The sequence below is a fragment of the Pilimelia anulata genome (genome assembly GCF_014647895.1).
GTDB classification, from domain to species: Bacteria; Actinomycetota; Actinomycetes; order Mycobacteriales; family Micromonosporaceae; genus Pilimelia; species Pilimelia anulata.
The window spans coordinates 333,943-359,921 of sequence record NZ_BMQB01000002.1 but is presented as its reverse complement, the minus strand read 5'-3'; the positions used below and the strand labels follow the sequence as shown (position 1 = coordinate 359,921).

The 25,979-nt window shown below is 76.4% G+C and carries 25 protein-coding genes; 15 read left to right on the top strand and 10 right to left on the bottom strand.

Translation table 11 applies throughout. From position 1 onward, the window contains the following. Nucleotides 1–15: 15 nt before the first annotated feature. The gene (locus tag IEY94_RS06405) at nt 16–771 is read right to left on the bottom strand and encodes an isocitrate lyase/phosphoenolpyruvate mutase family protein (protein ID WP_189169108.1); all 756 of its coding nucleotides are present in this window, start codon (nt 769–771) and stop codon (nt 16–18) included. A gap of 163 nt (nt 772–934) precedes the next feature. Between IEY94_RS06405 and lipA the strand changes: the two genes are divergently transcribed. From lipA to IEY94_RS06365, 8 genes are all read left to right on the top strand, one after another. Beyond that, entirely contained in the window at nt 935–1,843 is a 909-nt protein-coding gene (lipA, locus tag IEY94_RS06400; RefSeq protein ID WP_229783410.1) for a lipoyl synthase, read from the top strand. Between the two features lie 141 nt (nt 1,844–1,984). Further along, nucleotides 1,985–2,485, top strand: a complete 501-nt coding sequence (locus IEY94_RS06395; RefSeq protein ID WP_189169106.1) for a DUF3592 domain-containing protein — start codon at nt 1,985–1,987, stop codon at nt 2,483–2,485. 54 nt (nt 2,486–2,539) lie between these two features. Continuing rightward, nucleotides 2,540–3,229 (top strand): DUF4191 domain-containing protein, encoded by a 690-nt coding sequence (locus IEY94_RS06390; protein ID WP_189169105.1) that lies wholly within the window; start codon nt 2,540–2,542, stop codon nt 3,227–3,229. A gap of 120 nt (nt 3,230–3,349) precedes the next feature. Beyond that, nucleotides 3,350–4,774, top strand: a complete 1,425-nt coding sequence (gene glnA, locus IEY94_RS06385) for a type I glutamate--ammonia ligase (protein ID WP_189169104.1) — start codon at nt 3,350–3,352, stop codon at nt 4,772–4,774. Between the two features lie 127 nt (nt 4,775–4,901). Beyond that, entirely contained in the window at nt 4,902–5,732 is an 831-nt protein-coding gene (locus IEY94_RS06380) for a PhzF family phenazine biosynthesis protein (RefSeq protein WP_189169103.1), read from the top strand. A 221-nt stretch (nt 5,733–5,953) separates the two neighbouring features. Then, a complete protein-coding gene (locus tag IEY94_RS06375; protein ID WP_189169102.1) occupies nt 5,954–6,325 on the top strand; it encodes a peptidase inhibitor family I36 protein in 372 nt (123 codons plus the stop codon). Nucleotides 6,326–6,381: 56 nt separating this feature from the next. Next, a complete protein-coding gene (locus tag IEY94_RS06370) occupies nt 6,382–7,008 on the top strand; it encodes a hypothetical protein (protein WP_189169101.1) in 627 nt (208 codons plus the stop codon). Next, nucleotides 7,005–7,736: a GH25 family lysozyme gene (locus tag IEY94_RS06365; protein WP_229783370.1), complete on the top strand. Its 732-nt coding sequence runs from the start codon at nt 7,005–7,007 to the stop codon at nt 7,734–7,736. Before IEY94_RS06370 ends, IEY94_RS06365 begins: the two co-directional genes overlap by 4 nt. A 115-nt stretch (nt 7,737–7,851) precedes the next feature. Here IEY94_RS06365 and mptB read toward each other — a convergent pair whose 3' ends face one another. From mptB to IEY94_RS06350, 3 genes are read right to left on the bottom strand one after another with little or no spacing between them, the layout of a single operon-like run. After that, nucleotides 7,852–9,471, bottom strand: coding sequence for a polyprenol phosphomannose-dependent alpha 1,6 mannosyltransferase MptB (gene mptB / locus IEY94_RS06360; RefSeq protein ID WP_189169100.1), 1,620 nt, complete (start codon nt 9,469–9,471; stop codon nt 7,852–7,854). After that, entirely contained in the window at nt 9,464–12,427 is a 2,964-nt protein-coding gene (locus tag IEY94_RS06355) for a bifunctional [glutamine synthetase] adenylyltransferase/[glutamine synthetase]-adenylyl-L-tyrosine phosphorylase (RefSeq protein WP_189169099.1), read from the bottom strand. Before IEY94_RS06355 ends, mptB begins: the two co-directional genes overlap by 8 nt. An 11-nt stretch (nt 12,428–12,438) precedes the next feature. Continuing rightward, nucleotides 12,439–13,209, bottom strand: coding sequence for a type 1 glutamine amidotransferase (locus IEY94_RS06350; RefSeq protein ID WP_229783369.1), 771 nt, complete (start codon nt 13,207–13,209; stop codon nt 12,439–12,441). 59 nt (nt 13,210–13,268) lie between these two features. Between IEY94_RS06350 and IEY94_RS06345 the strand changes: the two genes are divergently transcribed. The 3 genes from IEY94_RS06345 (at nt 13,269) to IEY94_RS06335 (ending at nt 15,504) form a co-directional block, all read left to right on the top strand. Next, the gene (locus IEY94_RS06345; protein WP_189169098.1) at nt 13,269–14,009 is read left to right on the top strand and encodes a lysophospholipid acyltransferase family protein; all 741 of its coding nucleotides are present in this window, start codon (nt 13,269–13,271) and stop codon (nt 14,007–14,009) included. A 99-nt stretch (nt 14,010–14,108) separates the two neighbouring features. Then, nucleotides 14,109–14,363: an MvdC/MvdD family ATP grasp protein gene (locus IEY94_RS06340; RefSeq protein WP_189169097.1), complete on the top strand. Its 255-nt coding sequence runs from the start codon at nt 14,109–14,111 to the stop codon at nt 14,361–14,363. Between the two features lie 274 nt (nt 14,364–14,637). Continuing rightward, nucleotides 14,638–15,504, top strand: a complete 867-nt coding sequence (locus IEY94_RS06335) for a methyltransferase domain-containing protein (protein ID WP_229783368.1) — start codon at nt 14,638–14,640, stop codon at nt 15,502–15,504. A gap of 83 nt (nt 15,505–15,587) precedes the next feature. Here the strand turns inward: IEY94_RS06335 and IEY94_RS06330 are convergent, their stop codons facing one another. After that, entirely contained in the window at nt 15,588–16,289 is a 702-nt protein-coding gene (locus IEY94_RS06330; RefSeq protein ID WP_189169096.1) for an RICIN domain-containing protein, read from the bottom strand. A gap of 324 nt (nt 16,290–16,613) precedes the next feature. Continuing rightward, nucleotides 16,614–17,969 carry a type I glutamate--ammonia ligase gene (glnA, locus tag IEY94_RS06325; protein ID WP_189169095.1) on the bottom strand — a complete coding sequence of 452 codons (1,356 nt, stop codon included), beginning with the start codon at nt 17,967–17,969 and terminating at the stop codon, nt 16,614–16,616. Nucleotides 17,970–18,125: 156 nt separating this feature from the next. Here glnA (IEY94_RS06325) and IEY94_RS06320 point away from each other — a divergent pair, with 156 nt between their 5' ends. Beyond that, nucleotides 18,126–19,889: an NAD+ synthase gene (locus IEY94_RS06320; protein ID WP_189169094.1), complete on the top strand. Its 1,764-nt coding sequence runs from the start codon at nt 18,126–18,128 to the stop codon at nt 19,887–19,889. Nucleotides 19,890–19,933: 44 nt separating this feature from the next. Here the strand turns inward: IEY94_RS06320 and IEY94_RS06315 are convergent, their stop codons facing one another. Then, nucleotides 19,934–20,167, bottom strand: coding sequence for a hypothetical protein (locus IEY94_RS06315; protein WP_189169093.1), 234 nt, complete (start codon nt 20,165–20,167; stop codon nt 19,934–19,936). A 159-nt stretch (nt 20,168–20,326) separates the two neighbouring features. Here IEY94_RS06315 and IEY94_RS06310 point away from each other — a divergent pair, with 159 nt between their 5' ends. Both IEY94_RS06310 and IEY94_RS06300 read left to right on the top strand, forming a co-directional pair. Beyond that, complete coding sequence (locus IEY94_RS06310) at nt 20,327–21,565, top strand: helix-turn-helix domain-containing protein (protein ID WP_189169092.1); 1,239 nt, start codon at nt 20,327–20,329, stop codon at nt 21,563–21,565. Between the two features lie 387 nt (nt 21,566–21,952). Beyond that, nucleotides 21,953–22,201, top strand: coding sequence for a hypothetical protein (locus IEY94_RS06300; protein WP_189169091.1), 249 nt, complete (start codon nt 21,953–21,955; stop codon nt 22,199–22,201). Between the two features lie 110 nt (nt 22,202–22,311). On the opposite strand, the gene IEY94_RS06295 is transcribed toward IEY94_RS06300, so the two are convergent. After that, nucleotides 22,312–22,986 (bottom strand): hypothetical protein, encoded by a 675-nt coding sequence (locus IEY94_RS06295; RefSeq protein WP_189169090.1) that lies wholly within the window; start codon nt 22,984–22,986, stop codon nt 22,312–22,314. A 359-nt stretch (nt 22,987–23,345) separates the two neighbouring features. On the opposite strand from IEY94_RS06295, the gene panB reads away from it, so the two are divergent. Then, on the top strand, nt 23,346–24,215 hold the full coding sequence (gene panB, locus IEY94_RS06290) for a 3-methyl-2-oxobutanoate hydroxymethyltransferase (RefSeq protein WP_189169089.1): 870 nt from the start codon (nt 23,346–23,348) through the stop codon (nt 24,213–24,215). An 18-nt stretch (nt 24,216–24,233) separates the two neighbouring features. On the opposite strand, the gene IEY94_RS06285 is transcribed toward panB, so the two are convergent. Both IEY94_RS06285 and IEY94_RS06280 read right to left on the bottom strand, forming a co-directional pair. Then, a complete protein-coding gene (locus tag IEY94_RS06285) occupies nt 24,234–25,202 on the bottom strand; it encodes a S41 family peptidase (protein ID WP_189169088.1) in 969 nt (322 codons plus the stop codon). Beyond that, nucleotides 25,199–25,969 (bottom strand): helical backbone metal receptor, encoded by a 771-nt coding sequence (locus tag IEY94_RS06280; RefSeq protein ID WP_373291222.1) that lies wholly within the window; start codon nt 25,967–25,969, stop codon nt 25,199–25,201. Before IEY94_RS06280 ends, IEY94_RS06285 begins: the two co-directional genes overlap by 4 nt. Nucleotides 25,970–25,979 lie beyond the last annotated feature (10 nt).

Genomic DNA, 25,979 nt, shown 5'->3' with positions numbered 1-25,979 from the left:
GGACAGAGCGCCCGATCAGTCCCCGTACGGGGCGGCGCCCGCCCGGATCCGGGCCAGGTCGGCGTCGAACGCGGCCAGCGCCCGCCGGTGCAGGAACGGCCCGAAGCTGACCCTGGCCACGCCCAGCCGGGCCAGCCCGGCCGGGTCCGGCGAGCCGGGCCGGCAGAGGATGTTGACCGGGCCGTCGATGCCCGCGACCAGCGCGGCCACCTCGTCGTGGTCGGCCACCCAGATCGGGTACACGCAGTCCGCGCCCGCCGCCAGGTACGCCGCCGCCCGCTCGGCGATCACGGCGGGCCGCCCGGCCGGGTCGCCGGCCTCCCGGATCGCCACGTCGACCCGGGCGTTGACCACCAGCGCGTCGCCGGCCGCGGCGCGCAGGCCCGCCAGGTAGGCCGCCTGCTCGGCGACCGGCACCAGCGCGCCCGTGGCCGGGTCGGAGTCCTCCAGGTTGAGCCCGGCGGCGCCGGCGGCCAGCAGCCGCTCGGCCAGCTCGGCCGGCGGCAGGCCGTACCCGCGCTCGGCGTCGACCGTGACCGGCACGTCGACCGCCCGGGCGATCCGGGCCGCGGCGGCGAGCATCTCCCCCGCCGGCGCGTCCTCGCCGTCGTCGTACCCCAGCGCGGCGGCGACGGCGGCGCTGCCGGTGGCGACCGCCGGGAAGCCGGCCGCGGCGACCGCGCGAGCGGCCGCGACGTCCCAGACGTTGGGCAGCAGGAGGGGGTCGCCGGGGCGGTGGGCGGCGCGCAGCGCCGCGGCCGGTGTCGTCATGCCCGCACCGTAGCGGCCGGGTCGGACAGCGGGGTCGGGTCGGGACATCCGGGCGAACGTGACCCGGGTCACGGCACCCGCGTGAGCCGCGTCGCTCGCCGTTCGCGGTCCGTGATCGGGGGCGTAACCTGGCGGGGTGACCGTAGCTCCCGAAGGCCGCCGGATGCTCCGCATCGAGGCCCGCAACGCCGAGACCCCCATCGAGCGCAAGCCCGACTGGATCAAGGTCAAGGCGAAGATGGGCCCCGAGTACACGGCGCTGCGCGGCCTGGTCACCCGGGAGGGCCTGCACACCGTCTGTCAGGAGGCGGGCTGCCCCAACATCTACGAGTGTTGGGAGGACCGGGAGGCCACCTTCCTCATCGGCGGCGACCAGTGCACCCGCCGGTGCGACTTCTGCAACATCGACACCGGCAAGCCGGCCGCGTTCGACGCCGACGAGCCGCGCCGGGTCGCCGAGTCCGTCGCCAGCATGGGCCTGCGGTACGCCACCGTGACCGGCGTGGCCCGCGACGACCTGCCCGACGGCGGCGCCTGGCTGTACGCCGAGACGGTCCGGCAGATCCACGCCGCGCAGCCCGGCTGCGGCGTCGAGCTGCTCATCCCCGACTTCAACGCCGACCCCGGGCAGCTCGCCGAGGTGTTCTCGTCCCGGCCCGAGGTGCTGGCGCACAACGTCGAGACCGTGCCGCGGATCTTCAAGCGGATCCGCCCGGCGTTCCGGTACGAGCGCTCGCTCGAGGTCATCACCCGGGCCCGGTCGGCCGGCCTGGTCACCAAGTCCAACCTGATCCTGGGCATGGGCGAGGAGCCCGCCGAGGTGGCCACCGCGCTGCGCGACCTGCACGCGGCCGGCTGTGAGCTGATCACCATCACCCAGTACCTGCGCCCCTCGCCCCGGCACCTGCCGGTGGCCCGCTGGGTCAAGCCGGACGAGTTCGTCGGGCTGGCCGCCGAGGCCGAGCGGATCGGCTTCGCCGGGGTGATGAGCGGCCCGCTGGTCCGCTCGTCGTACCGCGCCGGCCGGCTGTACCGGCAGGCCGTCGATGCCCGCTCCGCCGTCCCCGCCTGACCCGGCGCCCACCGCCGCCCCGGCCCGGCCGGCCCGCCCCGCGGCCGCCGGCCGCGCCCCCGCCGCGCTCCGCCGGCGCGCCGCCGCGTCCCGCCGCCGCGCCGCTGAACCCCGCGGCCCGCGGGTGCGTACTCACCGGCGATGATCGGCTCGATCGCCCCGCTGCCCGCCCTGCTCGGCGGCGCCCTCACGCTGCTCGGCATCGTCCTCGGGTACCGCGGGCTGCGGCTGCTGCGCCGCGGCTGGCTGGCCCGCCGGCACACCGCCGTCCTGCTGGCCGACCGCCAGCGGGCGCACGCGGTCGTGGTCGGGCGGGAGCCCGGTACGGTCGGCTCCCGGCTGGCCGACCTGCGGCCGGTCGTCCGGTTCACCGACGCCGGCGGGGCCCGGCAGACGCTGCTGGCGGACCTGCCGCTGACCCGCCGGCCGGTGGTCCAGCCCCTGCAGGTCGGCGACCTGGTCACCGTCGCGTACGACGCCGGCCCGGAGCCCGCGGCCGAGGTGCTGACCGCCGGCTCGGACGGCCCGGCGGGCGGCCTGATGACCAGCGGGATGATCCACTTCTCGGCCGGGATCGTGCTGGTGCTGTGCGGCGGCGCGGCGTACCTGGTCATCAATCTCGTGCTGGTCTTCACGCCCTGACGCCCCCGGTGCGCACCCGCGGCGGTCCCGGGCGGCTGGACTAGACTCCGTCGCATGGCGAAGGCGCAGGAGAAGGTTCCGTTCACCACCAAGCTGAAGCAGCTCGGCCAGGTGTTCACTTTCACCGCTAAGCAGGACAAATGGTTCCTGCCACTGGTGGCTGCCGCGGTCCTGCTGCCGCTCGCCGTGACGATCGTCGTCTGCCTCGCCTGGAACTGGCTGGCGCTGCCGATCGGCCTGCTCGTCACGGTCCTCGCGGTCCTGGTCGTGCTCAACCTGCGCGCCGGCACCGCGATGCTCAGCGCCGCCGAGGGCCAGCCCGGCGCCGCCGCGAGCGTCATCGACACCATGCGCGGCGACTGGCGGGTCAAGCCCGCGGTCAGCTCGACCACCCAGTTCGACATGGTCCACCTGGTGATCGGGCGGCCGGGCGTGATCCTGCTCGGCGAGGGCGACGCGGCCCGGGTGCGCAGCCTGATCAGCCAGGAGAAGAAGCGGCTCGGCAAGGTCGTCGGCAGCGCCCCGATCTACGACTACCTGGTCGGCCGCGGCGAGGGCGAGCTGCCGCTGCGCAAGCTGCGGCTCACCCTGACCCGGCTGCCGCGCAACCTCACCGCCCGCGACGTCCGGGCGCTCGACCAGCGGCTCAAGGCGCTGACCGCGCGGCCGCAGCTGCCCAAGGGCGCGATCCCCCGCAACATGCGCCCGCCCAAGGGCGCCTTCCGCGCCCAGCGCGGCCGCTGACCCCCGGGGCCCGTTCGGCGCACGCGTAACACGCGTGAAACAGGGCAGACATGCGAGGGCAACGACGGCGCCATACCGTCGTACCCGGCCGCCCGCCCGACGAACGAGCCTGGAGGACGCGTGTTCAGCAACCCCGACGAGCTGCTGCGGTACATCCGCAACGAGGATGTCGCCTTCGTCGACGTCCGGTTCTGCGATCTGCCCGGCGTCATGCAGCACTTCAACCTGCCGGTGGAGAGCGTGGACGACAGCTTCTTCACCGAGGGGCTGGCTTTCGACGGTTCGTCGATCCGCGGCTTCCAGGCGATCCACGAGTCGGACATGCTGCTGCTGCCGGACGTCGCCACCGCGTTCATCGACCCGTTCCGGGCGCAGAAGACGCTGGCGCTGAACTTCTTCATCCACGACCCGTTCACCCGCGAGGCCTACAGCCGGGACCCGCGCAACGTGGCGAAGAAGGCCGAGGCGTACCTGGCCAGCACCGGCATCGCCGACACGGCGTACTTCGGGGCCGAGGCCGAGTTCTACGTGTTCGACTCGATCCGGCACGAGACGAGCGCGCACCGGGCGTACTACTACATCGACTCCGTCGAGGGCGCCTGGAACTCCGGGCGCGAGGAGCCGGGCGGCAACCGCGGCTACAAGACCGCGTACAAGGGCGGGTACTTCCCCGTACCGCCGGTCGACCACTTCGCCGACCTGCGCGACGAGATGAGCCGCAAGCTGATCGAGACCGGCTTCTCGGTCGAGCGGGCCCACCACGAGGTCGGCACCGCCGGCCAGGCCGAGATCAACTACCGGTTCTCCACGCTGCTGCACGCCGGCGACCAGCTCCAGCTCTTCAAGTACATCATCAAGAACACCGCGTGGGCGGCCGGCAAGACGGCGACGTTCATGCCCAAGCCGATCTTCGGCGACAACGGCTCCGGCATGCACACCCACCAGAGCCTGTGGCTGGGCGGCGAGCCGCTGTTCTACGACGAGACCGGCTACGCCGGCCTGTCCGACACCGCCCGCTGGTACATCGGCGGCCTGCTCCAGCACGCCCCGTCGCTGCTGGCCTTCACCAACCCGACCGTCAACTCGTACCGCCGGCTCGTGCCCGGCTACGAGGCCCCGGTCAACCTGGTGTACTCGCAGCGCAACCGCTCGGCCTGCACCCGCATCCCGGTCACCGGCAGCAACGCCAAGGCCAAGCGGGTCGAGTTCCGGGTGCCGGACCCGTCGTGCAACCCGTACCTGGCGTTCTCCGCGATGATGATGGCCGGCCTGGACGGCATCAAGAACAAGGTGGAGCCGCCGCAGCCGATCGACAAGGACCTGTACGACCTGCCGCCGGACGAGTTCGGCGACGTGGCCCAGGTGCCGGGCTCGCTGCCCGAGGTGCTGACGGCGCTGGAGGCCGACAACGAGTACCTGCTGGAGGGCGGGGTGTTCACCCCGGACCTGATCGAGACGTGGATCGACTGGAAGCGGGAGAACGAGGTGGACCCGGTCCGGCTGCGGCCGACGCCGCACGAGTTCGCCATGTACTTCGACTGCTGACCATTGAGATAGGCAACCCACCTCTGGTGGTGGCGGCGGGCCCGGTTCGGGCCCGCCGCCGTCGTCGTTCCACCCGTTCCCGATTGGCTCTCGGCACCGCGGCCGCGCAGGGTCCAGCATGGGGGGCATGGAGATCCTGCGGTACACCGCGTTCAGCACCGACCCCGCCGGCGGCAACCCCGCCGGCGTCGTCCTCGACGCCACCGGTGCCGACGACGCGACCATGCAGCGGGTCGCCGCCGACGTCGGCTACTCCGAGACCGCGTTCCTCCTGCCCGGCCCCGAGCGCCGGCACCGGGTGCGGTACTTCAGCCCGCTGGCCGAGGTGCCGTTCTGCGGGCACGCGACCATCGCCACCGCCGTCGCGTACGCCGACCGGCACGGCCCGGGCCCGCTGGTGCTGGACACCGCCGCCGGGGCGGTGCCGGTGCGGACCGCGGCCGCCGACGGCGTGCTCACCGCGACGCTGACCAGCATCGAGCCGCGGACGGCGGAACTGGACCCGGCCGACCTGGCGGCGCTGTGCGGGCTGCTCGGCTGGGCGCCCGGCGAGCTGGACCCCGGCCTGCCGCCGGGGCTGGCGTACGCCGGCGCCTGGCACCCGATCCTCGCCGCCGCCCGGCGGGAGCGGCTGGCCGACCTGCGCTACGACGTGGCGGGGCTGGGTGCGCTGATGGCCGACCGCGGCTGGACGACGGTGAACCTCGTGCACCGCGCCGGCCCGGACGTGCTGCACGCGCGCAACCCGTTCCCGCCCGGCGGCGTGTACGAGGACCCGGCGACGGGGGCGGCGGCCGCGGCGCTCGGCGGGTACCTGCGGGCGGCGGGGCTGGTCGCGGCGCCCGCGCGGCTGACCGTGCACCAGGGCGCCGAGCTGGGGCGGCCGAGCCGGCTCACCGTGGACGTGCCGGCCGCGGGCGGGGTCGCGGTGACCGGGGCGGCGGTGCCGCTGGCCTGACCGGCCGGCGGGCGCGACCCGGCCGGGCCGCCGGGGACGGCCGGGTGGCCGGGGGCGGGCGCCGGGCGGGCCGGCGGACCCGGCCGGACGGCAGAGAAGTACGTCACTTCGGCGTCGGCCGAAGGATGCTGCGCGGGTCCACATCGGAGGTGATTCTGAGTGCGTCGCCCCTGCCGATCGCGGAGAGCCGCGAACGGGCGACACACCGAAGGGGAACACCGATGTCTCTGCGACGTATCGCCGCAACCGGACTCGCCGCGCTGGGCCTCGGCGCCGCGACGCTCCTCGCCACCGCCGCCCCGGCCGCCGCCGGGCTGGGCGACTGCCCGGCCCGGCACACCTGCATCTGGGTGGACGCCAACTTCAACGGCGGGCACTGGGCCAAGAGCGGCTACACCCAGTACAGCGACGTGCCGGGCTGGATGCACGACAAGGGCAGTAGCTGGGCCAACAAGAACGTGAACCAGCGCGAGTGCATCTTCGACTGGGTCAACGGCAGCCGGATCATCCTCGGCAACCTCGGCCCGGGCCAGAACGTCGGCTGGCCGGGCGACGGCGCCAACGACCGGACCGACGCCGCGGGCTGGTGCTGACCGTACGGATCCCGGGGGGTCGCCGCTGCCGCGGTGGCCCCCGCGGGGGCGGCCCGGTGGTGCTCGGGCTGCTGGTGGCGATGGGACTGGCCGGCTGCGCGTCCGGGGGAACGACCGGTACGGCGGCGCCGCAGCCCGACCCGAACGCGGCGGCTGCCGACCGCGCGTTCCGCCAGCAGCCCGGCACCCAGCGCCGGCTCGCCGGCGACCGGGCGTGGCCGTCGGCCCCCGCGGCGGTGTCGCCCGCCGCGGGGGCGGCGCTCGGCCGGGCCGCGCTGGCCTACCAACGGGCCTACGAGGACGTCCTGCACGACCCCGCCGACGAGCGGGCGCTGCGGGCGGGTCTCGCGCTGGCCACGGGGGCAGCGCGGGACATCCTGCGGGCCACCGCGGCGACGCTGCGCCGCGACGGCCTCGCCGGCCGCGGCCGGATCGCCGCGGCGCCGGTCGTACTGGCCGCCGGGCGGCGCACGGCCGAGGTCGGGGCGTGCAGCCGGCAGGGCGCGATCAGCATGTACCACCGGGGCACCGGCGCGCCCGCCGAGAACCCCAACACCGGCGTCAGCGTCTTCGTCTACCGGCTGGCCGGCACCGCCGGCGGCTGGCGGGTCGCGGGCGTCGACGTGCACACCGCCGACCGCTGCCCGGCCGTCCTGGCCCCGCGCCCCGAGGAGAAACCGTGACGCTCCGGCTGCTCGCCGCCGCCGTCCTCGCCCCGCTGCTGCTCGCCACCGCGCCCGCCGCGGCGGCACCGGTGCCCACCGCCCGCGCGCCCGCCGCCCGCACGGCCGGGGTCGACGTCTCCCACCACCAGGGGGTCATCGACTGGGGGCGGGTGCACGGCGCTGGGATCCGGTTCGCGTACCTGAAGGCGACCGAGGGGACGTCGTTCCGGGACCCGCAGTTCACCAACAACTACCCGCGGGCGCACGCGGCCGGGATCGTGCGCGGGGCGTACCACTTCGCCCGGCCGGCGGCGTCGTCCGGGGCGGCGCAGGCCAACTTCCTCGCCGACCACGGCGGGGCCTGGTCGGCGGACAACCTGACCCTGCCCGCGGCGGTCGACCTGGAGGCCGGCTGCCACGGGCTGAGCCAGGCGGCCATGCGCGGCTGGGTGGCGGACTTCCTGAACACGTACCGGTCGCGCACCGGCCGGTACGCCGTCATCTACACCACGACCGACTGGTGGCGGACGTGCACCGGCGACGACCGCTCGTTCTGGGCCAACCACCCGCTGTGGGTGGCCCGCTGGGCGGACGCCGCCGGGGCGCTGCCGCCGGGGGCGGGCGTGTACTCGTTCTGGCAGTACACCGACAAGGGCCGGGTGGACGGGATCAACGCCGACGTGGACCGCGACTGGTTCAACGGCGCGGAGGACCGGCTGCGCGCCCTCGCGAACAACACCCGGTGAGAGGCGGGGTGCGGCGCCGGGGCGGACGAGCCCGCCGCCGCGCCCCGCATCGGCCGCGGGGCGGCGCCGGAGACGCCGCCCGCCCGCGCCCCGCGTCGGCCACTGGCGCGGGGCGCTAGCCGGCCGGTCGCGGCCGGTGGCTCCGACACCCGCGCCGGAGCCACCGGCCCGCGGCGACCAGCAGCCCCGCCGCGACGACCCCGGCCAGCGGCTTGGTCAGCGCCGGCACGCCGGCCCCGTCGGGCAGCGCGAGCAGCGCCGCCGCCGCGCCGAGCAGCGCCCACCGCCGGGCGGCGACCCCGCCGGCCAGGGCGAGCGCGGCCAGCGGCCACGCCACGTACCAGGGGTAGAGCACCGGCGCGCACAGCACCGCGGCGGCCAGCGCCCCGCCGACCGCGGCGGGCAGCCCGAGCCGCCCCCGCCACTGCGCCAGGGCGAGCACCCCGGCGACCGCCGCGAACACCACCACCCCGACGCCGCGGGCCACCGGCACCGCCCCCGGCCCCACGCCGAACAGCCCGCCCAGGTGATCGAGCGCCATCCCGACGGCGGTGAACGGCGCCGACCACTGCGTCGTCGCCCCGGTGTGCCGCAGCGCCGCCACCCACCCGACCCCGAACCCGCTGACCACCCCGGCGCCCCAGAGCACCACGGCCGCCACCACGACCAGCAGCCCGGCCCCGCCCACCGCGCCCACCCACCACCGACCACCCGCACCGCGCACAGCACCCGGACCACCGGACACGCCGCCCGACCCGCCGAGCGCACCATCCGGACCACGGAGCGCACCATCCGGAGCGCCGAGCGCCTTCCCGCCGACCGGCCCGCCCGCCGGCGGGCGGGAGGCGGCGACGACGCCCAGGGCGAGGAACGGCAGCGCCACCGCGGCGGTGGCCTTGACCGCCACGGCCGCCCCGACCAGCGCCCCGGCCCCCGCGAGCCAGCCGAGGCGCGAGCCGCCCCGCTCCCCCGTCGCCAGGGCGCGCACGGCCAGCACCAGTCCGGCCACGAGCAGCCCGATCATCAGCGCGTCATTGTGCGCCCCGACCAGCAGGTGCGCCCCGACCAGGGGGCAGCCGAGGAAGAGCCAGGCCGTACGGAAGGAAAACCCGCCACCACCAACGGACGCGGAGCCGCGACCACCAACGCGCAAAGAACCGCCGCCCGCGGGCGGGCGGGCCAGGCACACCCCCACCAGGAGCAGGGGCAGCAGCGCGGCCAGGCGCAGCAGCAGAATCGTCACCCACAGCGACCCGCCACCCAGGACGGCCGCCGCCCCCGCCAGCGCGAGGAACACCGGCCCGTACGGCGCCGGCGTGTCCCGCCACAGCGGCGCCACCGCCCCCACCCACCGGCACGGCAGCGTCGCCGGCGTGGCCGCGTACGGGTCGAGCCCCCGCGCGACCAGCTCCCCCTGGCAGGCGTACGAGTACACGTCCCGGCTGCCCAGCGGCGCCGCCAGCAGCAGCGGCACCGCCCACAGCGCCAGCGTCGCCGCGCCCCACCGCGCCCCGCCCGGCACCGCCCGCCCGCGCCACCACGCCAGCGCCCACAGCGCCACCCCGCCGAACCAGGCGGCCAGCCCGAGCGGCCCGGCCGGGTCCCGCCAGAACGCGCCGGCGGTGATCGGCGGCGGTGCGGCCGGCAGGGCGCCGACCAGCCACGACGCGGCCGCGACCAGGGCGGCGCCGGCCAGCCCGCCGTACCGGATCCGCCGCGCCGCGGCGTCAGCCATTGATGATCCGCTCGACGGCGGCGCGGGCGTGCCGGGCGGTGCGCAGGTACCCGTCGAGCAGCTCGCCGGGGTCGTCGGCGCCGAACAGCGCGACCACCCCGGCCAGGTCCACCCCGTGCCGGGGGAGCTGGTCGGTGGCCTTGCCGCGGACCAGCGTCAGCGCGCTGCGCACCGCGGTGGCCCGCTGCCAGGCGGTCGTCAGCGCCGCGGCGTCGGCCGGGGCGAGCAGGCCGGCGGCGCGGGCGGCGGCGAGCGCGGCGACCGTACCGGTGGTGCGCAGCCCGGCATGCCGCGCGCCGTGCCGCAGTTGCAGGATCTGCACCGCCCACTCGACGTCGGCGAGGCCGCCGCGGCCGAGCTTGGTGTGGGTGGCCGGGTCGGCGCCGCGGGGTAGCCGCTCGGTCTCCACCCGGGCCTTGATCCGGCGGATCTCGACGAGCTGCTCGGGGCTCAGGCCGCCGTCGGGGTACCGGATGCCGTCGGCCAGCGCGATGAACCGCTCCCCCAGCCCGGCGTCCCCGGCGACCGGGCGGGCGCGCAGCAGCGCCTGCGCCTCCCAGACCCGGGACCAGCGGGCGTAGTACGCGGCGTACGCGTCCAGGCTGCGCACCAGCGGGCCCTGCCGGCCCTCGGGCCGCAGGTCGGCGTCCACGCCCAGCGGCGGGTCGGGGGCGGGCATGGCGAGCAGGTCGCGCAGGTGCTGCGCGACGGCGTGCGCGGTGGCGGCCGGGTCGGGGACGTCCGGGGCCGCCTCGTAGACGAACAGCACGTCGGCGTCCGACGGATAGCTCAGCTCCCGGCCGCCGAGCCGGCCCATCCCGATCACGGCCAGCCGCAGGCCGGGCGGCGCCCCGGCGGCGCGGCGGGCGACGGCCAGCGCGGCGGCCAGGGTGGCGTCGGCGATGTCGGTGAGCGCCGCGGCGACCGCGTCGGCGGTCAGCGGCTCGGCGGGGGCGAGCGGGCCGGCGTGGGCGAGCACGTCCGCGCCGGCGACCCGGAACAGCTCGCGGCGGCGCAGCGCCCGCACCGCCCGGACGGCGGCGACCGGGTCGCCGGCGGCGCCGTCGAGGTGCCGGCCGGCGGCGGCCAGCATGCTCTCGGCGAGCGCGGCGGCCGGGCGGGGGCGCAGCTCGGCGTCGTCGGCGAGCAGGCGCAGCGCCTCCGGGTCGCGGGTGAGCAGGTCGACGGCGTACCGGGCCAGGCCGAGCAGCCGGGCCAGCCGCTGCGCGATCGGGCCGCCGTCGCGGAGCAGCCGCAGGTACCAGGCGGTGGCGCCGAGCGCGTCGGACACCTGGCGGTACGCGAGCAGCCCGCGGTCCGGCTCGGGCGCGTCGGCGAACTCGCCGAGCAGGACCGGCAGCAGCGTGCGCTGGATCGCTGCCCGCCGGGACAGCCCGCCGGTCAGCGCCTCGATGTGCCGCAGCGCGCCGGCCGGGTCGGCGAACCCGAGCAGCTCCAGCCGCCGCCCGGCGGCCGCCGGGGTGAGCCGCAGCTCCGCGGCGGGCACCCGGGCGACGGCCTCCAGCAGCGGCCGGTACAGCAGCTTGGCGTGCAGCCGGCGCACCTCGGCGGCGTGCGCCCGCCAGTCGGCGTGGAACGCGCCGGCGGCGCTGCGCGCCGGCCCGGCCCGATAGCCGAGGGCGTGCGCGAGCCGGCGCAGCGCCGCGGCGCCGTCCGGGGTGTCGGCGTCGGGGACGGTGTGCGTGCGGCGCAGCGCCTGGAGTTGGAGCCGGTGCTCGACCCGGCGCAGGAACCCGTACCCGGCCAGCAGCGCCTCGCCGTCGGTCCGGGCGACGTACCCGCCGGCGACCAGCGCGCGCAGCGCCGGCATCGTGCCGGGCACCCGCAGCGACGCGTCCGCCCGCCCGTGCACGAGCTGGAGGAGCTGCACCGCGAACTCGATGTCGCGCAGCCCGCCGGGCCCGCGCTTGATCTCCCGGTCGGCCTCGCCGGCCGGCACGTTGGCGAGGATCCGGCGGCGCATCGCCCGCACGTCGGCGACGGCCTCCGGCCGCTCGGCCGCGCACCAGACCAGCGGCGCGACGGCTGCCTGCCAGCGGGCGGCCACGTCGGCGTCGCCGGCGGCGTACCGGGCCTTGAGCAGCGCCTGGAACTCCCAGGTGCGGGCCCACCGCTCGTAGTACGCGCCGTACCCGGCCAGCGTCCGCACCAGCGGCCCGCGCGCCCCCTCGGGCCGCAGCGCGGCGTCGACCGGCCAGGCCACCAGCCCGCAGATCTCCATCAGCCGGACGGCCAGCCGGGTCCCGGCGGCCAGGTCGGCGTCGCCGTCGGCGACGAACACGACGTCCACGTCGGAGACGTAGTTCAGCTCGCCGCCGCCGCACTTGCCCATCGCGATCACGGCCAGCCGCGGCGGCTCGCCGCCCTGCTCGCCGGCCGCGATCCGGTACGCCGCGCCGAGGGTGTGGTCGGCGAGCGCCGACAGCGCGGCCATGGTCGGCTCGACCGACCGCTCGCCGGTGAGGTCGTCGGCGGCGATGCCGAGCAGCGCGCACCGGTACGCCCGGCGCAGCCCCGCGACGGTCGTCGGCGGCCCGAGCCGCGCGGCCGCCCCGTCCAGCCGGACAACCCCGCCGTCGAGGGCGGCCAGGTCGTCCGGGTGGGCGGCGAGGTGGTCGCCGAGGGCGGAGGACGCCCCGAGGACGGCGAACAGCCGGTCGCGCAGCCGCTCGTCGGCCAGCGGCGGCGGCCCGAGCCCGGCCCGCCGGGCGGCGGCGTCGACGCGGTGGAGCTGGCGCAGCGCCCGGTCCGGGTCGGCGGCGCGGCCGAGCGCGGCCAGCAGCGCGCCGGCCCGGTCGTCGACGGGGGCCTGGCGCGCGGGGTCCCACCAGCCGAGGCCGTCCGGCCCGAGCAGGTCGGCGGCCGCGGCGCGCGGGTCGTCGCCGGCCGGGTCGAAGCCGTACCGGGTGAGCCGCCCCGTCTGCGTCCGGGTCATCGGCGGCGCCGCTACTGGCCGACGATGGGCAGCGAGCGCCGGTCCCGGACCGGCGTCGCGTCGCCGCCGAGGGCGAGCGCGGCGAACCGGGCGGCGAACGGCTGCCACACGTCGGCCAGGTCGGCCATCGTGGCGTCGGCGGCCGCGACCAGCTCCGCCGGGTCCAGCCCGAGGTCGGCCAGCAGCGGCCGGTTGTCGTCGACCCAGCCGGCGAACATCGCGGTGTCGCACTCGATGTGGAACTGGGTGCCCCAGGCCCGCGGGCCGAGCCGGAACGCCTGGTGCGGGTACCGCGGCGAGGCGGCGATCAGCGTCGCCCCGGCGGGCAGCTCGACGATCTCGTCGTGGTGCCACTGGAGCACGTCCGGCGCGAACGGCAACGGCGCGCACAGCGGGTCGTCGTCGCAGGCGTCCCGCCGGCCGACCAGCGCCGGCCCGATCTCCGGCCCGCTGCTGCTGCGGGCGACGAGGCCGCCGTGGGCGGTAGCCAGGAGCTGCCCGCCGAGGCAGATCGCGAGCGTCGGGACGCGGTGCCGGACGGCCTTGCGCAGCAGCGACTCCAGCACCGGGAACCAGGGCGCGCCGGGGGTGCCGTCGGCCGCCGGGTAGGCGTGCTGGCCGCCGCCGAGCACCACCAGGGCGCCGTACCCGTCGAGGTCGGCGGGCAGCGCCTCGCCGGCGTGCGGCCGGCAGAGCACCGGTTCGAGGCCGGCCTCGGCCAGCCAGCCGCCGAGCCGGCCGGGTCCGTCGGTCGGGTCGTTCTCCACCACGAGCGTCCTCACACCGGTGAGGCTACCGCCCCGGGCGGTGCGGGCAGCGACGCAGCGGCTAGCGTGCGGGCATGCCAGAGCTGGTGTACCCGCCCGTGATCGCCGCCGCGAACCTGCTGTTCCGCGCGCTGGACCTGCGCATTCGGGTGGACGGCAGCGAGCACATACCCGCCGCGGGCGGGGCGGTGCTGGCGTGCAACCACGTGAGCTACCTCGATTTCATCTTCAGCGGGTACGGTGCCCGCCCGGCCGGACGCCGCGTACGGTTCATGGCGAAACAGGAAGTTTTCGCCCACCCGATCGGCGGCCCGCTCATGCGTGGCATGCACCACATCCCGGTCGACCGCCGGGCGGGCGCGGCCTCGTTCCGGGCGGCCCTCCAGGCGCTGCGCGCCGGCGAGGTCATCGGCGTCTTCCCCGAGGCGACGATCAGCCGCTCCTTCACGATCAAGGACCTGAAGATCGGCGCGTCCCGGCTCGCCGCCGGTACCGGGGTGCCGCTGATCCCGATGGCGGTCTGGGGCACCCAGCGCCTCTGGACGAAGGGCCGCCCCCGCCGCCTCGTCCAGCGCCACGTGCCGATCTCGATCCTCGTCGGCGAGCCGATGGCGGTCGGCCGCCGGGACGCCCCGGACGCGGTCACGGCGGAGCTGCGGGCGCGGATGACGGCGCTGCTGGACCGGGCGCAGCGCGAGTACGCCGACCAGCCGGCGGAGCCGGGCGAGCGGTGGTGGCAGCCGGCCCACCTGGACGGCACCGCACCGACCCCCGACGAGGCCGCCCGGATGGACGCCGCCGACGCCGAGGAGTGACGCCGCCGGCGGCGGTCCTCGGCGTTTCGGGGTCAGCCGCCGGCGTCCGCCGCCGGGTGAGCCGCCGATGCGGTCAGTGCCGGCAGCGACGCCGGCCGGGTGGACTTCCGGGCCGACTACGCCAGCCTGACGTACCGGGTGGTGCCGACCCCGCCGGAGGTGGCCGCCGGGGTGGCCGCGTTCCTCGCCCACTTCGGGCTCGCCTTCGGCGCGTTGGACTTCGCGGTGGACCGGCGCGGGCGATGGTGGTTCCTGGAGTGCAACCCCGCCGGCCAGGTGGGGTTCATCGAGGACGCGACCGGCCTGCCCATCACGTCCGCGATCGCCGACACGCTGATGGAGGGCGGCGCATGACCGAGCCGGGCCCGCGCGCGGCGCGCTTCGCCGCCGACCTCGGCGTCGCGGGGGTACTCCCGGATCCCCGCTGGCGGGCCGCGTTCGCCGGGGTGCCCGGCACCACTTCGTCCCCCGGTTCTGGGAGCTGGACGGGTACAACCGCCCGGCCCGGCTCGTCGACGGGGCCGATCCGGCGCAGCGCGGCGCGTGGCTCGACGCCTGCTACGCCGACCGCTTCCTGGCGACCCACTGGCGGCCGGGCCCGGCCGGGGACCGGATCATCACGAGTTCGGTGTCCCTGCCGTCGCTGGTGGCGGTCATGCTGACCGCCCTGGCGGTGGCCGACGGGCAGCGCGTGCTGGAGATCGGCACCGGCAGCGGGTACCACACCGCCCTGCTCTGCCACCGCCTCGGCGCCGCGAACGTGGTCAGCGTCGACATCGACCCCGACCTGACCGCCGCGGCGGCGCAGCGCCTCGCGGCGCTGGACCTGCACCCGCGGATCGACACCGGCGACGGCGCGGCGGGGGTGGCCGGCGCGGCGCCGTTCGACCGGATCATCGCCACGGGCGCGGCGGCGCGGGTGCCGGCGGCCTGGATCGAGCAGCTCGCCCCGGCGGGCCGGATCGTGGCGCCGTTCACCTTCGGCGGCGCGCTGGCCGTCCTGGACGGTGACGGTACCGGCGCCGTCACCGGGCGCCTGCATGCCGAGCAGGCGTGGTTCATGCCGCTGCGGGCGGCCGACCGCGCGCTGTCCGACGACTATCCGACGGGCGAGGACCCGCCGACCGGTACGACGGGGGTCGGCGGTACGGACGTGCCGGCCGCGGTCCCGGCCGAGCCGGACTTCCGGCTGTGGCTCCGCCTGCACCTGCCGCCCGGCCACCTGGTCGACGTGGTCGACGACGCCGGGAACCCGGCGGGCCTGGCGATCCACGCGGGGACCGCGCGGGCGACCGCCGACTACACCGGCGGCCGGGCGAGAGTGGTCCAGGACGATCACCGGCTCTGGGACGCCGTCGAGGTGGCGCACGCGGCGTGGCTGCGCGTCGGGCGGCCCGACCGCACCCGCCTCGGCATCACCGCCCGGGCCGGCGGCGAGCAGTACGCCTGGCTGGACGACCCGGGAACCGGCCCCCGCTGGCCACTGCCGGCGTGAACACGACAACGGGCCACCCGCTTCCCCGCGCGGGTGGCCCGTTGTTTCACGGTGTTACGGAGGGAAACCCTCGCTGACCGGGGTCAGCGACGGACCTGCCACTCCTGGGTGTCGCTGTTGTCGCAGCTACGGGTACCGACGGCGGCACCCTCGTCCAGATCGGCGTCCAGCACGGCCAGGCAGTTGCCGCTGGACCGGTTCTCCAGCAGTACGGTCCGGTTGTTGCTGGTCAGCGAGTTCCAGCGCTGGTCGTTGCCGTCGTCGCAGCGGCTCAGCACGACCCGGTTGCCGCTCACGCCGAGGCAGCGGCCCAGCACGGTCAGGTTCAGGTCGCGGTCGTACTCCACGGCCTGCTCCCGGGTGCCGTCGCACTCCTCGATGCGCGGGCGGCTGTTGCTCGCGTCGAAGCACAGGCCCGACTCGGCGTTGACCAGCCGGGCGGCCAGCTCGCCGCCGTTGCCCGGGTTCGGGCGGTCGTCGTCGTCCTCGCTGCACTCGATGGTGAAGCGGACGAACCAGTTGTTGTCCCCGACGGGCGTCTTCTGGGTGCGCTGCTCCTCGCAGTCGTGCCGGCTGTAGCCGGCGCGACGGGCCTGCCGGTAGGCGTCGCGCTCGGCGCGTGCCTCGGCGTCGGAGAGCCGCCCGCGGCCCTCGCCGACGAACGTGTCGCCCGCCGGCGTCGTCGGGCGGTCGTCGTACGGACGGGCCTGCGCGGCGCCCGGGAAGAACGCGATCGCAGCGATGCCGGCCGTGACCAGACATGCCGCGCGGCGTAGCATTCTCATCTTTCACTCCCCATAGAGATGACTGGTGTAACGGGATCCCACCCCGCCTGAATATTAGGAATCGACACTCCACAAAACCAAGTGGCCATCTCGGTCTTGTATTGGGGACTGTGAATGTTGTAACGAGTGTCGTCACAATGGACATTTTCCGAGAATCGCGAACGACCGGTCACCGCAACGCGAGCGGGGCTCACGCTTGGCCGCGATCCCCTCGTCCGAACGGCCGAGCCACCGCCGCGCAACGGACGGAATCGATTCACCTGAATGCCGAAATCGCGTGAGCCGATATGCATTCACCGGCCGCCGTACGGTGGGAAAATCGCGTCAGAGCGCGCCGAGGTAGCGCTGCCGCTCGTACGGCGTGACCTGCCGGCGGTACGCCTCCCACTCCGCGCGCTTGTTGCGCAGGAAGAAATCGAAGACGTGCTCGCCCAGCACCTCCGCCACCAACTCCGAGCCGGCCATCGCGTCGATCGCCTCGGACAGGTTCTGCGGCAGCGGGTCGTACCCCATCGCCCGGCGCTCCGCGCTGGACAGCGACCACACGTCGTCCTCGGCCCCCGGCGGCAGCTCGTACCCCGCCTCGATGCCGCGCAGGCCCGCGCCCAGCAGCACCGCGAACGCCAGGTACGGGTTGCAGGCCGAGTCCGGCGACCGGATCTCGACCCGGGCGGAGTTCGGCTTGCCGTACGCCGGGACCCGGACCAGGGCCGACCGGTTCAGGTGCCCCCAGCACACGTACGCCGGGGCCTCGGTGATCCGCTCGTCGGACAGCGGCGCCGGGAACAGCCGCTTGTACGAGTTCACCCACTGGTCGGTGACCGCCGTGTACTCGCGGGCGTGGGTGAGCAGGCCGGCGATGAACGACCGGGCGACCTTGGACAGCTTCATCTCGTCGGCCGGGTCGTGGAACGCGTTGCGCTCCCCCTCGAACAGCGACAGGTGGGTGTGCATCCCGCTGCCCGGCTGGTCGGTGAACGGCTTCGGCATGAACGACGCCCGCACCCCGTGCGAGAGCGCCACCTCCTTGACCACGTGCCGGAACGTCATGATGTTGTCGGCCGTGGTCAGCGCGTCGGCGTACCGCAGGTCGATCTCCTGCTGGCCGGGCGCGACCTCGTGGTGGCTGAACTCCACCGAGATGCCGATCCGCTCCAGCGCCAGCACCGCCTGCCGGCGGAAGTCGCGGGCGACCGAGTGGGTGGTGTGGTCGAAGTACCCGCCGTCGTCCACCGGCACCGGCATCCGCCCGTCGGCCGGCGCGTCCTCGAACAGGTAGAACTCGATCTCCGGGTGGGTGTAGAAGGTGAAGCCGGAGTCGGCGGCCCGCGACAGCGCCCGGCGCAGCACGTGCCGCGGGTCGGCCCAGGACGGCGAGCGGTCGGGCAGCAGGATGTCGCAGAACATCCGCGCGCTCTCCCCGCTGGTGCCGCCCTCGAACGGGAACACCTGGAAGGTCGTCGGGTCCGGCATCGCGATCATGTCCGACTCGTACACCCGGGCGAAGCCCTCGATGGCCGAGCCGTCGAACCCGATGCCCTCCTCGAACGCCGCCTCCAGCTCGGCCGGCGCCACCGACACGCTCTTGAGCGTGCCCAGGATGTCGGTGAACCAGAGCCGCACGAACCGGATGTCGCGCTCCTCCAGCGTGCGGAGCACGAACTCCTGCTGACGATCCACCGACCGCCTCCATATCCCGCGTCACCCGTCCCCGCCACGCTACTCCAACCGCCCGCCGGGCACGGGGGATCAACGCCCGTCCGCCCGCCGGGGTCCGGCGCCGCGCGGCCGCGGGCCGGGCGGCGGGCGCGCGCGGGGACCGAGCAGAATGGGGCCATGGTCACGTTGCGGGTCGCGCTAGCCCAGGTCAACCCCGTGGTCGGGGACATCGACGGCAACGCCGCGCTGCTGCACCGCGCGGCCCGGGCCGGCGCCGACGCGGGCGCCAACCTGGTGCTGACCCCCGAGCTGGGCCTGACCGGGTACCCGCCGGAGGACCTGGTGTTCCGCCGCTCGTTCCTGGCCGCGGCCGGGGCGGCGCTGACCGAGCTGGCCAAGACCCTGGCCAACGACGAGCTGGGCGACCTGCCGGTCGTCGTCGGCTTCCCGGACGTCGACCGGGCCGGCCCCGGCGCCCCCGCCCGCCGGCGCAACACCGCCGCCGTGCTGCACGGCGGCCGGGTCGCCGCCCGGTACCACAAGCACCACCTGCCCAACTACGGCGTGTTCGACGAGGGGCGGTACTTCACCCCCGGCGACGTGCTCACCGTCGTCCGGGTGCCGGCCGGCGGCGCGGCCGTGGACGTCGCGCTCACCGTCTGCGAGGACCTGTGGCAGGCCGGCGGCCCGTTCGCCGTGGCCCGGTCGGCCGGCGCCGGGCTGGTGGTCAGCATCAACGCCTCCCCGTACGAGCGGGACAAGGACGACCTCCGGCTGCCGCTGGTCGCCCGCCGCGCCGCCGAGGCCGCCGCCCCGATCGCGTACGTCAACGCCGTCGGCGGCCAGGACGAGCTGGTCTTCGACGGCGACTCGATGGTCGTCGCCGCCGACGGCACCCTGCTCGCCCGGGCGCCGCAGTTCGCCGACCACCTGCTCGTGCACGACCTGGACCTGCCCGCGGCGACCGACCGGCCCGAGCAGGTGCCGCTGGTCGCCCCGCCCGGCGCGCCGATGGTGGTGCACCGGGTGGCCCTCGGCGACCCGGTCCGCGCGGTCGGCGCCGGCACCGCGGCCGGCGGGATCGCGCCGCCGCTGGACGACGTCGCGCAGGTGTGGGGCGCGCTGGTGCTGGGGCTGCGCGACTACGTCGGCAAGAACGGGTTCGGCTCGGTCACCCTCGGCCTGTCCGGGGGGATCGACTCCTCCGTCGTCGCCGCGCTCGCCGTGGACGCGGTCGGGCCCGAGCGGGTGCACGGCGTGGCGATGCCCAGCCGGTACTCCTCGGCCCACTCCCTCGACGACGCCGCCGACCTCGCCCGGCGGACCGGCTGCCGGTACCGGGTGGTGCCGATCCAGGAGATGGTGGACCAGTTCCTGACCCACCTGGGCCTGTCCGGCCTGGCCGTGGAGAACCTCCAGGCGCGGGTGCGCGGGGTGATCCTCATGGGCCTGTCGAACCAGGAGGGCCACCTGGTGCTCACCACCGGGAACAAGAGCGAGCTGGCCGTCGGCTACTCGACCCTGTACGGCGACTCGGTCGGCGGGTTCAACCCGCTCAAGGACGTCCCGAAGACGCTGGTCTGGGAGCTGGCCCGCTGGCGCAACGCCGACGCCGCCGCCCGCGGGCAGGTGCCGCCGATCCCGGAGCACGCCATCACCAAGCCGCCCAGCGCCGAGCTGCGCCCGGACCAGCGCGACTCCGACTCGCTGCCCGACTACCCGGTGCTCGACGCGATCCTCGCCGGGTACGTCGACGGCGACGCCGGCCGGGCCGAGCTGGTCGCCGCCGGCCACGACCCCGCGCTGGTGGACCGGGTGCTGCGCCTGGTCGACGGCGCCGAGTACAAGCGCCGCCAGGCCGCCCCCGGAACCAAGATCTCGATGAAGGCGTTCGGCCGGGACCGCCGCCTCCCGCTGACCAACCGGTTCCGGGAGCGCTGACGTCCACTCCGGACGAATAGTCGCTTCTGTCGATTACTGTCGGTTTATCGATCGGCGTCGCTGGACAGCGCCCGCCGGGCGGCCCGGGTCGAGGCGATCCAGCGTTCGTAGTGGCGCCGGCGCAGCTCCAGCATGCCGCGCTGCGGGCAGGGCTGGAGCTGCCCGCAGGAGCAGCAGAAACCGCCGGCCGGACCATGCTCGGCGAGGAAACCGTCGATGATCGCGATCTGCCCGTCGGCGAACTCCAGGAACTCGGACTCGCTCATCGCCTTCGACATGTCGACCTCCGCAACGGGCCGCAGTGCGGGCGTCGCGCTCGGGTTCGCGGCGCCCGGGACCCGATGGTCGCCGGTACAGTGCGGACAAAGCCACAGGTGAGCGGTGTGGGCCCACAAAAACCACCCGAACGGCCACCGACCCGACGAAGGACGTGGAGTGTGGACGGCACTTTCGGCGCCGCGCTGCGGGAGCTGCGCCGCCGCCGCGGGCTCACCCTGCGCCGGCTCGGCGAGCGCGCCGGGTACGACTTCAGCTACCTGTCCCAAGTGGAGCGCGGCCTGCGCCCGGCCAGCCCCGCGCTCGCCGAGGCGTGCGACCGGACCCTGAACGGCGGCGGCGCGCTCACCGCCGCCCTCGCCCGGCCCGGCCCGGACACCGAGATGGGGGAAGCCATGCGACGACGCACGCTGCTGTCCGGGCTCGCGGCGCTCACCGGTACGCCGGCCGCCTCCCTGGAGGCCACCCGCACCATGCTGAGCGTGGCCCTGGACGGCGGCGCCGGCGCGCTGGCCGTCGCCGACTGGCAGGCGGTCGCGCTGGACTACGCCCACACCTTCTACACGACCGCCCCCGCCACCCTGGTCGACGAGGTCGGCTCGGACCTGCTCGTCCTCGGCCAGCTCGTCGCCGGCCACGGCGACTCCCCCGCCGGCCGCGACCTGTGCGGGGTGGCCGGGCAGCTCGCCGTCATCATGGCGATGAGCGTCGCCAGCCTCGGCCGGGCCCGGGCCGCCCGGCGCTGGTGGACGACCGCGCGGGCCGCCGCCGACCGGTCCACCGACCCGCTGGTCCGGATGTGGGTGCGCGACTGGGAGACCGTCAACGGGCTGTACGAGGGGCGCCCGATCGCCGACCTGCTCACCCTCGCCGACGAGACCCTCGCCATCGCCCCCGGCCGGGCCTGCACCGGCGCGGCCGGCGTGCTGTCCGGCCAGGCGCAGGCGTTCGCGCTCGCCGGCCGGGCCGCCGACGCGATCGCGGCCCTGCGCCGGCTCGCCGAGCTGACCGAGCGGCTCCCGGCGGCGGTACTCGCCGACGAGGTGTCCATGCACGGCTGGCCGGAGTTCCGGCTCCGGCACACCGAGAGCTGGGTGTACACGTACCTGGGCGAGACGGCGGCGGCGTACCGGGCGCAGGACCGGGCGTTCGCGCTGTACCCGCCGGAGCTGGCCCGGGAGCAGGCGCAGATGCGGATGCACCGGGCGGCGTGCCTGGTGCTGGACGGGGACCCGGCGGGCGGGCTGGCGTACGCGCACCGGGCGCTGGACGAGCTGCCGGCGGAGCTGCACAACGACATGCTGTACGCGACGGCGCGGCGGGTGATCGCGGTACTGCCGGCGGGTCGGCGCGACGCGCTCGACCTCCGCGGCCGCCTCACCCTACCGGCCGCCGCCTGACCCATCCCGCCACGAAGCACGGGCGTCACCGGCATGCGGCCGCCGCCCGCGTGATCAGCCGCTCGGCGGCCGGGCCGCGCAGCGCGGCGCCCTCCAGCACGGCGAACATCCGCGCGTACAGCGCGATCTCGCTCGGCCGGTTCACGGCGATGGAGGCCGACGGCGTCTCGATCGCGACCAGCGCGTCGTGATCTCGACACAGGTCTCGCCCGGTGGGATGTTCGTATCACGCCAGGGCGTCCGGGTCGTCCACCACCCATCCCTGGACGAGCCAGCTGTTGCGATCGGTCCGGTAGATCGTCGGCGACCCGCCGGGGTGAGAGTCCGGGTCCACGCCGACCAGTGCGGCTCGTCCACCCTGGCCGCGATGCCCGGCCGGGCCGGCCGGTGACCCCGCGCCGCGGCGACGTCCTCCGCCTGCACGGCACCGAGTACGCCCGCCTCGACCCCGCCCCCGCGATCACCGTGACGGTCGACGCGGTGGGCGGCGCGGTCCCGCGCGCCGACGGCCGGTGGGTGCGGCTGCGGGTCCGCGAGCGGGTCGGCGGCCTCGACCGGACCGGCTTCGTCGAGGTGCGGGCCGACGCCGTCGCCGTCGCCGCCCGCCGGGCGGCCACCGGCGTGGCCCGCCCCTGAGGTCCGTAGCACGGCCCGGCCGCCCGCGTACGCCGGCCGGGGCGGGCCGCCGGCGAGCGGCAGGGCTCCGGCGTCGCCCCGCCACCCGTCACGGGACGGGAGCGCTCCGGTCATGAGGCGAGCATGTCGAGCAGGAAGCCGAGTACCAGCAGCAGCACGCCCGCCCACTGGACGCGCTTCCCCTCGCGTTCGAGCAGCCACGCCGTCGGCACGATGACCAGCCCCTGCAGCCCGTAGCGCACCGCGGTGGTGCACAGCGCGATCCCGAACACCGGCACCACGACCAGCATCCCGGCGGCCCCGAGCAGCGATACCAGCAGGAACGGCACCGCCCACAGCAGGAGGATCAGCGCCAGGCCGCTCGCGATCCAGTGCCCGACCCGGGTCGACCCGATCGATTCCCCGAAGACCATGAGGAACACGACGACGAGCATCAGCAGCGGGCACACCACGCCGGGGTACACGCGCGCGAACACGGTGTCCGTGAGCCGGTCGATGCCCTCGGCGTAGCGCGGGTAGCGGGCGATCGCGGCCACCCACAGCGGTACCGCCGCGGCGAGCGCGACGAGGCCCGCGAGCGGGACGCTGTCCCGCACCCGCGCGCCCAGCCGCCGGACCCGTTCCGGTCCGGCCAGCTCGGCGACGACGGTGAGGGCGCCGAGGAACTGGAGCACCTTGCCGACGCGACCCCACGTGCGCACGGTCCACCAGCCGAGCCGGTGGTCGGCGATGCTCTGTCCGGAGATCCACATCTGGAGCGCTTCGATGAGGTCGAGCTGGCGCACGGGCACCCCCACCCCGACCCCAGCGGACGGGGTGCCCGTCGGCAATCCCCCGGGCGGCGGTTCCCGCGGCGCGCGCCGGGCGACCACCGGCGCGGCGCGCCGGCTGGGCGAGCGCCGCCCGGCCACCCGGCCGCGCGGCACGCGGGCCGGGTCGGGCGGTCGGGCGCTCCGGAGCAGCGGGTGTGGGCGTGGGTCGGGACGGGTCGGGCGGCATGGACCCGTGCCGGGCGGGGCACCCGTACCGGTGACCGGACCCACCGGCGGTGACCAACGTCTCAGCGGCCGCCCGTCCGGGGGCGTGGGACGCTCGGGGGGACCCGGGTACCGCGACGGCGGCCCCGAGGCGAGAGGAGTTCCTCATGTCCGAATTCAGTGCGCCGACACCCACCGAGGGCGGCCCGGACGAGGTGGTCGCCCTGTACGGCGGCCCGCTCACCCGCCGGATCCGCGTCACCGACCTGCAGCGCGCCAAGGAGCGCGGGCAGCGGTGGGCGATGCTCACCTCGTACGACCAGTACACCGCCGGGCTGTTCGACGCCGCCGGCATCCCCGTCCTGCTCGTCGGCGACTCCGCCGCGAACAACGTGTTCGGCTACGAGACCACGATCCCCGTCACCGCGGAGGAACTGCTGCCGCTCGTGCGGGCGGTCGTCCGCGCCACCACCCACCCGCTGATCGTCGGGGACCTGCCGTTCGGCTCGTACGAGGAGGGGCCGACGCAGGCGCTGCGCACCGGCGTCCGGTTCCTCAAGGAGGGCGGCTGCCAGGCCGTCAAGCTGGAGGGCGGCGTGCGGGTGGCCGAGCAGATCGCCGCGCTGACCACGGCCGGCGTGCCGGTGATGGGGCACGTCGGCTTCACGCCGCAGAGCGAGCACCGCATCGGCGGGTACCGGGTGCAGGGGCGCGGCGACGCCGCCGACGCCGTGCTGGCCGACGCCCGCGCGGTGGCGGACGCGGGCGCGTTCGCGGTGGTGCTGGAGATGGTGCCGGGCGACGTGGCGGCCCGGGTGACCAAGGAGCTGGCGATCCCGACGATCGGGATCGGCGCGGGCGCCGGCACGGACGCGCAGGTGCTCGTCTGGCAGGACCTGGCCGGGCTGCGCGGCGGGCCGGCGCCGCGGTTCCTGAAGCGGTACGCCGACCTGGCCGGGGTGCTGACCGCGGCGGTGCGGACGTACGCCGACGAGGTCGCGGCCGGGGAGTTCCCGGGGCCCGAGCACACGTTCTGAGCGCGCCGCGGGCCGCGGTCAGCCGCGGCCCGCGGCCGCCGCCAGGGCCAGCGCCGCCGCCTCCGCGTCGGCGGCCGGCACGGCGACGTCCGGGGTCACGCCGGTGCCCTCCCAGTTGGTGCCGGTGATCGGGTTGACCGAGCGGGCGTACGGCAGGTGCAGCGCCACGTGCGGGGTCAGCCAGTGCACGTCGGTGGGGTGGGCGCCGCCGCGGGTCACCTCGCCGACGAGGGTGGCCCGGCCGAGGGCGCGCAGGTTGTACGCGACCTCCTCGGCGCCGGAGAACGTCCGCGCCGACGTCAGCACCCAGGCCGGCGCGGCGCAGCGGGGGCCGGGCAGGTCGACGGTGGTGCGGTACTCGCGGACGGCGCCGTCCGGCCGGTGCACGGTGTTGACCAGGATCGGCTCGGGCGGCAGCAGGTACGAGCAGATCAGCGCGGCGCCGTCGGCCGCGCCGCCGCGGTTGTCCCGCAGGTCCAGCAGCAGCGCGGAGCAGCCGGCGACGGCGCGGAACGCGGCGGCGAGCGCCTCGCCGATCCAGGCGGCCGGGCCGACGTCGGACAGCGCGACGATGCCCGGCCCGCCCGGCAGCCGCTCGGCCCGGGCGACGCCGTGGTGCCGGCGGGCGAGGCCGGCGCGGTACCGGGCCGGGGCGGCGTCGGCGTCCAGCGGGTCGGCCCGCCAGGCCAGGCGCAGGTGCCGGTCGGCGCAGACGGCGTACAGGTCGGCGGTGACGGCGGCGCAGAACGCGGCGTCGACGGTCCCGCCGTACCCGGCGGCGGTGATCCGGTCGGCGGCGGCGCGGCCGCGGTCGGGGAGCACGTACCGGTCCCGCAGCAGCACGGCCGCGGCGGCCAGCACGGCGGCGGGGTCGGCGCCCGGTCCCGCCGACCCCGCGGCGGACCGCGGCGCGGCAGCGCGCGGGTCGGCGGCCGGCGGGGCGGGCCGGGTGGCGGCGGGGTCCCGGTCGGGCGGCGGGGCGGTCACGCGGTCACCGTCCGGCCGAGCTGGGCCGCGAGCAGGGCCGGCGCTTCGGCCAGGCTCGGGCCGTACCAGGTGAGGTGCCGGCCGGACAGCAGCGCGCACGGCACGCCCGGGAACGCCTCGGGGCCGTCGGCGGCGGTGAACCGGTACGGCTCGTCGGGCAGCACCATCAGCGCCGCGCCGCCGCGCACGCCCGGCAGCGGCGGGCGGGGGTACCGCTCGGCCGCGCCCGCGTGCACGTTGCGGGCGCCGAGGCGGGCCAGCACGTCCCCGGCGAACGTGTCGCCGCCGAGTACCACCCACGGCTTGCGCCACACCGGTACGGCCACCGCGGTCGCCGGTACGGCCGGCGGGTCCGCCCAGGCCGCCGCGGCGGCGGCCAGCCAGGGCGGCGCCGGGCGGGCCAGCGCGGCGTAGAGGCGGGCCAGGCTGTCCAGGGCGGCCGGGACCGTCCGCGGGTACGTCACCCACACCGGCACCCCGGCGGCGCGCAGCGCGGCGACGTCCTCGGCGCGGTTCTCCTCGACGTTGGCGAGCACCAGGTCGGGGCGGGCGGCGAGGATGTCCGGCACGGACGGGTACTTGCTCCCGCCGACCCTGGCCACGGCGAGGCCGGCGGGGTGGGTGCAGTAGTCGGTGGCCCCGGCGAGCAGGTCGGCGGCGCCCTCGGCGACGGCCTCGGTCAGCGACGGGACGAGCGAGACCACCCGGCGCGGGGCGCCGCGCAGCGGGGGCGCGTCGCCGAGGTCGTCGCGCGGGCGGTCGGTCACCCGCGCCATT

Coding starts and splice junctions, on each gene's coding strand:
- IEY94_RS06405 (WP_189169108.1), bottom strand. CDS start 771: ATGACGACACCGGCCGCGGCGCTGCGCGCCGCCCACCGCCCCGGCGAC.
- lipA (WP_229783410.1), top strand. CDS start 935: ATGCTCCGCATCGAGGCCCGCAACGCCGAGACCCCCATCGAGCGCAAG.
- IEY94_RS06395 (WP_189169106.1), top strand. CDS start 1,985: ATGATCGGCTCGATCGCCCCGCTGCCCGCCCTGCTCGGCGGCGCCCTC.
- IEY94_RS06390 (WP_189169105.1), top strand. CDS start 2,540: ATGGCGAAGGCGCAGGAGAAGGTTCCGTTCACCACCAAGCTGAAGCAG.
- IEY94_RS06380 (WP_189169103.1), top strand. CDS start 4,902: ATGGAGATCCTGCGGTACACCGCGTTCAGCACCGACCCCGCCGGCGGC.
- IEY94_RS06375 (WP_189169102.1), top strand. CDS start 5,954: ATGTCTCTGCGACGTATCGCCGCAACCGGACTCGCCGCGCTGGGCCTC.
- mptB (WP_189169100.1), bottom strand. CDS start 9,471: ATGGCTGACGCCGCGGCGCGGCGGATCCGGTACGGCGGGCTGGCCGGC.
- IEY94_RS06355 (WP_189169099.1), bottom strand. CDS start 12,427: ATGACCCGGACGCAGACGGGGCGGCTCACCCGGTACGGCTTCGACCCG.
- IEY94_RS06345 (WP_189169098.1), top strand. CDS start 13,269: ATGCCAGAGCTGGTGTACCCGCCCGTGATCGCCGCCGCGAACCTGCTG.
- IEY94_RS06330 (WP_189169096.1), bottom strand. CDS start 16,289: ATGAGAATGCTACGCCGCGCGGCATGTCTGGTCACGGCCGGCATCGCT.
- IEY94_RS06320 (WP_189169094.1), top strand. CDS start 18,126: ATGGTCACGTTGCGGGTCGCGCTAGCCCAGGTCAACCCCGTGGTCGGG.
- IEY94_RS06315 (WP_189169093.1), bottom strand. CDS start 20,167: ATGTCGAAGGCGATGAGCGAGTCCGAGTTCCTGGAGTTCGCCGACGGG.
- panB (WP_189169089.1), top strand. CDS start 23,346: ATGTCCGAATTCAGTGCGCCGACACCCACCGAGGGCGGCCCGGACGAG.